Source organism: Chamaesiphon sp. VAR_48_metabat_403 (assembly GCF_031422475.1).
Classification (GTDB): Bacteria; Cyanobacteriota; Cyanobacteriia; order Cyanobacteriales; family Chamaesiphonaceae; genus Chamaesiphon.
In genome coordinates, this window is the sequence record NZ_JANPLS010000207.1 from 1 (window position 1) to 5125 (window position 5125).

Consider the following 5125-nt stretch of genomic DNA (forward strand, 5'->3'; position numbering starts at 1 on the left):
ATTACAGTTAGAAACTGCCGATCGATTGAAACGAGCTTTTGTGACTTATTCAATAGTAGCATGGCGATTATTGTGGCTCACCTATACATCTAGAGTTAATCCCGCCGTTTCTTGTGAGTGCATCTTAGAACCAGATGAATGGCAAGCTTTAGCTTGTCATCATCTGGGTCAGGGTCAACCACCACCAGAGCCACCGACCTTGGGTGAGGCGGTGCTGATGCTAGCTCAACTCGGTGGATTTTTAGCCCGACGGGGCGATGGCGTACCGGGTGTGAAGACGATTTGGCGAGGTTTCTCGCGATTGACGGATCTGGTGACAATGTGGCGACTTCTCCATCAGCCTCCGCATCCCACCTAGCGGGGACAGATCGTGTATTTTTCGCACTGCGAAAAATACACGCTCTGTGGGTAATGGCTAGCCTTTATAAGGGGGGGGTTGGGGGGTAGAACACCAGCGGAAACGAAGCTGAAAAGTTTGCGTGTGGATAACCAGAGCCTTTAGTGTAAATCGCAAAGACAAGCACTAGCCAGATGGTTAAGATAAAGATCTGCCCCGATCGCAATTTGGGAGCTAGTGAATCTCATGAGCTTAGCTTCAACCCCTTGCTCGCCACAATCCAATGGTTAACAGCTAACGATCGTCACTGGGGCACAACAATTTAGTTACCTGCAAATTTGAGTTCCTTCAAGGAGAATCGAGCATGAAATATCGCCGCTTGGGACATTCTGGCTTACAAATCAGTGAACTGTCGCTGGGATCTTGGATCACCTACGGCAATCAGGTAGACAAAAATGTGGCTATCGAAACCCTCGCCGCCGCCAGAGATGCGGGTGTCAACTTCTTTGACAACGCCGAAGTCTATGCTGGCGGTAAAGCTGAAACCTTGATGGGCGATGCACTCCAGCAGTTAGGCTGGGAACGAGAATCTTATATTGTCTCCACTAAGTTTTATTGGGGAATTGCTGAAGGGCCAAATCGCAAGAATACACTCAATCGTAAGTACCTCCACCACGCGATCGATGTTTCGCTGCAACGTTTACAGTTGGACTATGTAGATCTAGTATTTTGCCATCGTCCCGATCCGAACACCCCGATCGAAGAGACCGTTTGGGCGATGCACGATATGATTCAACAGGGCAAAGCCCTCTACTGGGGCACGTCAGAATGGTCGGCAGCCGAGATCCGCAGTGCGTGGGAAATTGCCGATCGACACCACCTGCACAAGCCCGTGATGGAGCAACCCCAGTATAATTTATTTCACCGCGATCGCGTTGAAACCGAATATGCCAGTCTCTATGACGAGCAGGGATTGGGTTTGACTACTTGGAGTCCGCTCGCGTCTGGTGTCCTCACGGGTAAATATGCCAATGGTGTGCCAGCGGGGAGTCGATCGACTTTACCGGGCTACTCGTGGTTACAACAAACAGTTACCAATAGCGACTGGATTGCCGCTACCGAACGTCTGCGCCCGATTAGCGCACAATTAGGCTGTACGCTCTCACAATTGGCGATCGCCTGGTGTGCTAGCAATCCTCATGTGAGTACGGTCATTACTGGAGCCAGTTCCAAGGAACAAGTTATCGAAAATATGGGCGCGATCGAGATCATTCCCAAGATCGACGCACAATTGAAGCAAAAAATTGAAGCAGCAGTCGGTAAAGTTCGATCGGATGCTGCCCAGTAGGATCGAGAACTGATTGTAACGTCTCAATAACCGCTGGTAAATCAAGGGGTTGCCAAAAGAGCAAAAATCTGGGGATCTCCTGCTAATATGGTGATAAGCAAGCTAATAACTTCTCTTTCATCAAATCAAAATTTTTAAATCCATAGCTTTGACGGATAATTAATTTAATTCTTGTGTTAATTCCCTCTGTAACGCCACTGAATATGGACATTTTGCTATCATAGAGAGTGGGGTCTTTCGTCCCTCATCAACAAAAAAGAATGGTAGAGATGTTCTGTTCGGAGAAGGTCAGTATTTTACAAATATTGCACCAGAGACGATTGCAGCTAGATCTCAGTCTCAGATGACCCAATTGCAAATAGAATCTGGTCAGATTTCTTTACTACAACTTTCCTGGTACACAATGGGAGGAACTCGACATCTGGAGAAACTAGATTATTTTATTGAGTTTGATGTTTTAGATCTAGGAATTGTGCAATGTAATGAATATATTTATTTACATCCAAGTTCTATGGATTTGAATATTCATAATTTAATCATTCGATCTGGCAGAACATTTCTATGAAACAATATTTGAAATTCCCATCAGAATCCAAACTAGGTATAGGCACTCAGTATGTCGAATTAGATAGTGAGGGTTGGGCTGTTCGACAAGTAGAGTGTTATGGACGCAGGCTGTTTAATTCTAAGCAAATTAATCATGCAGAGATCGGTGGAATTTCTTTGTGCGATCGGCAGTTCTTAGAGTCACATATCGAGTCAGATTACATAATTAGTGCAGAAGAATTTGAGTCAATATGGGAGTCTTCTGTATCGGAGACAATAAAATCACTATAGATCTGACGATCGATCCTACGCATGAATGCCATCCAACCACCCAGCAAACAAGGACTATACTTCATCCGTCAGTCATCAATTCGATCGAATCCCTAATTTGACGATCGAAAATTGGACGACGGAAGCATAGCCAAGATCGAACCAAAGGTAATCGATCGTTTCGACAGGATATAAAGATGCTCCTCAATCCCGATTACCTCCGGTAGGCTTCGCCAACGATTACCTACGGTACGCTACGCCAACGAATCTCAAACACTGAAATTGTTGAGTTTCAATCGATCGATCATTCCAACAGGATATAAAGATGCTCCTCAATACCGATTACCTCCGGTACGCTACGCGAACGAGCTTCAAACACTGAAATTGTTGTGCTTCGAGGCTTAACCCAGCCTACGGGAAGAAATCTCACTATTGATTTGCAGCCAGTTTACCAATCTACTCATTCCTTCTTCCTGATTTTCTTGACTTGCTGCTAGCTCTAAGAAAAAATTTGCAGCATCAATTTCTGATGCTGTCAGTTCGATTCCATTAATCGATAGAAATGTGTAAACAGCAATCAGCGCAATCCTTTTGTTACCATCTATAAAACAATGATTCTTGACAAGTCCATAGCCGTAAGCTGCTGCTAATGGGAATAAAGTTATATCCTCACCATAGCAATACAGATTTTTGGGTTTATTTAAGGTTGATTCTAAAGCACCTTCATTGAGGATGCCAACATCACCACCAGATTGAACAATGATTTCATTGTGAATGGCACAAACATCACGAGGATCCAGCCAACAAGGTTCGCTCATTTTGCTAACTCGATTAAGGCATTGCGATATTTTTTCATCCCTTGTCGAGCTGCTTCCATTTTAGCTGCGAAACTAGGCTCGTATGCGGAAATCTCATATCCCGATGGCGTTTTGGTGGCGAAGAGAGTGTCGCCATCTTCAACACTCATGCTCGTTGCCATTTCTTTGGGGACAATGATACTCAGTGAGTTACCGCGTTTTTTGATATTTAGCAGCATAATTACTTTTGGCTAGAGGGAATATCGTTGGCGAAGCCCCTGCCTCAGCAGAAGCCTTCTCCTTTGGGAACCTCTTCTCAATGTTACCACAAATGTTGTAACGATCGAATTAACGACGATCGAACCCAAGTTAATCGATCGATCATTCCAACAGGATACAAAAATGCTCCTCAATAGCGACCGATCGAACCCCAAACACTGAAATTATTGGGTTTCTCAAAGTAGGTAATCGATCGATCATTTTGACAGAGTATAAAGATGCGCCTTCATAGAGAGCGAGCCTCAAAACCCAGCAATTCTGGTATTTGAGGCTCGCTCTACGGCGAGAAAATCTCATTGGTTACAATTTGTCGCCTGTAGGGATGTTATGTTCGTTGGCGTAAGCCTCTCCTCAGGGAGAATCGATAATCAAATCTGTTTTACCTAACAATCTTTCGCGACGTTGTTGGAGAAGATGTGCGTCAGCTAAGGCAAGTGTTTCATCTAGCATAAGAATTGCTAAATCCCCTTGATGACGAGCTTCTCTAAGCTTGGCAAGAGTTTTAGCTCTAGTTTCAGGATCGGGAATTTTAAATTTGGTTTCCATAGCTAATTCCAATTACGTTGGATATCTTGCAAGCTGGCAATACTGGCATCTATAAAAAATTGAGCTTGCTCCATAGATCGATACAGTAAATCTAGCATATCCCTGGCGGCAATTGGCTGAGATTGGGCAATTCTCAGCAGGATGTTCTGTAGGCGCGAATATGAATTTACTAGCCGCTCTCTAATATTCTGTAGCTCTTCCAATTCTGGCAAGGTTTCTGCTGTTTCGCCAATCTGCTGCCACAGTCTGAATTCCATAGCGGTAGTATCATCGACGCATTCAACTAGATGACGTTGCAGGGTAAAGACGTTATCGATAACAGCATTGGGTAATTTAGCCACAGGTGAATATGTTGACAAGAATGTTTCACCTGTTAATTTAGCAGGTTTGATACTCTCTTCGATAGTGACAACAGCAGTTGTACGCTGGCGAGAGTGAAGCAGAAGTAGATAATCGATCGATCGTTTCGACAGGATATAAAGATACTCTTCAATGGCGATCGATCGAGCCTCAAACACTGAAATTGTCTGGTTTCTCGAATTAGGTAATCGATCGATCATTCCGACAGGATACAAAGATGCTCCTCAATATCGATCGATCGAACCTCAAACACTGAAATTGCTGGGTTTCTCGAACTAGGTAATCGTTGGCGTAGCCTACCGGAGGTAATCGATAATTCCAACAGGATATAAAAATACTCCCCAATAGCGATCGATCGAGCCTCAAACACTGGAATTGTTGGGTTTTGAGGGCTTCAACCCAACCTAACAGGGAGAAATTCTACTTATGAGTGCGCTCTCACAGACTTGAGCTAAAATAGGAATACATCTTTAATTGCCCTTGATAATCGTATGGAGCAAGCACTCCTCGAACAAATTCAGCGACTACCAGAGTCGGTGCAACAGGAAGCCCTACACTATATTGAGGGTTTTGTTGCAAAGCATAATCAATCGGTGCAAGCACCCCCACTCGATCGAAAAGATGCTTTCGGCATCTGGAAGG

The 5125-nt window shown here is 44.4% G+C and carries 8 protein-coding genes and 1 pseudogene; 4 read left to right on the top strand and 5 right to left on the bottom strand.

Annotation, left to right across the window (positions count from 1 at the left end; genetic code table 11):
• Both RMO79_RS09645 and RMO79_RS09650 read left to right on the top strand, forming a co-directional pair.
• Positions 1-358: IS4 family transposase (locus RMO79_RS09645; RefSeq protein ID WP_310482915.1), on the top strand; the 358-nt coding region annotated here is incomplete at its 5' end.
• Between the two features lie 343 nt (positions 359-701).
• On the top strand, positions 702-1685 hold the full coding sequence (locus tag RMO79_RS09650) for an aldo/keto reductase (RefSeq protein ID WP_310482917.1): 984 nt from the start codon (positions 702-704) through the stop codon (positions 1683-1685).
• A gap of 82 nt (positions 1686-1767) precedes the next feature.
• Here RMO79_RS09650 and RMO79_RS24500 read toward each other — a convergent pair whose 3' ends face one another.
• Positions 1768-1896 (bottom strand): transposase, encoded by a 129-nt coding sequence (locus RMO79_RS24500; protein WP_396136563.1) that lies wholly within the window; start codon positions 1894-1896, stop codon positions 1768-1770.
• Here RMO79_RS24500 and RMO79_RS24505 point away from each other — a divergent pair.
• A pseudogene (locus RMO79_RS24505) lies at positions 1897-2250 on the top strand (HYD1 signature containing ADP-ribosyltransferase family protein); the annotation flags it as partial.
• Between the two features lie 652 nt (positions 2251-2902).
• On the opposite strand, the gene RMO79_RS09655 reads toward RMO79_RS24505, so the two are convergent.
• From RMO79_RS09655 to RMO79_RS09670, 4 genes are all read right to left on the bottom strand, one after another.
• The gene (locus tag RMO79_RS09655; protein ID WP_310482919.1) at positions 2903-3319 is read right to left on the bottom strand and encodes a type II toxin-antitoxin system death-on-curing family toxin; all 417 of its coding nucleotides are present in this window, start codon (positions 3317-3319) and stop codon (positions 2903-2905) included.
• Positions 3316-3537 carry an AbrB/MazE/SpoVT family DNA-binding domain-containing protein gene (locus RMO79_RS09660; protein WP_310482920.1) on the bottom strand — a complete coding sequence of 74 codons (222 nt, stop codon included), beginning with the start codon at positions 3535-3537 and terminating at the stop codon, positions 3316-3318. The genes RMO79_RS09655 and RMO79_RS09660 overlap by 4 nt, the downstream gene beginning before the upstream one ends.
• 391 nt (positions 3538-3928) lie before the next feature.
• Entirely contained in the window at positions 3929-4123 is a 195-nt protein-coding gene (locus RMO79_RS09665; protein ID WP_310482921.1) for a hypothetical protein, read from the bottom strand.
• A 2-nt stretch (positions 4124-4125) separates the two neighbouring features.
• The gene (locus tag RMO79_RS09670; protein ID WP_310482922.1) at positions 4126-4683 is read right to left on the bottom strand and encodes a hypothetical protein; all 558 of its coding nucleotides are present in this window, start codon (positions 4681-4683) and stop codon (positions 4126-4128) included.
• Positions 4684-4974: 291 nt separating this feature from the next.
• On the opposite strand from RMO79_RS09670, the gene RMO79_RS24510 reads away from it, so the two are divergent.
• On the top strand, positions 4975-5125 hold a 151-nt coding region (locus RMO79_RS24510), incomplete at its 3' end, for a DUF2281 domain-containing protein (protein ID WP_396136564.1).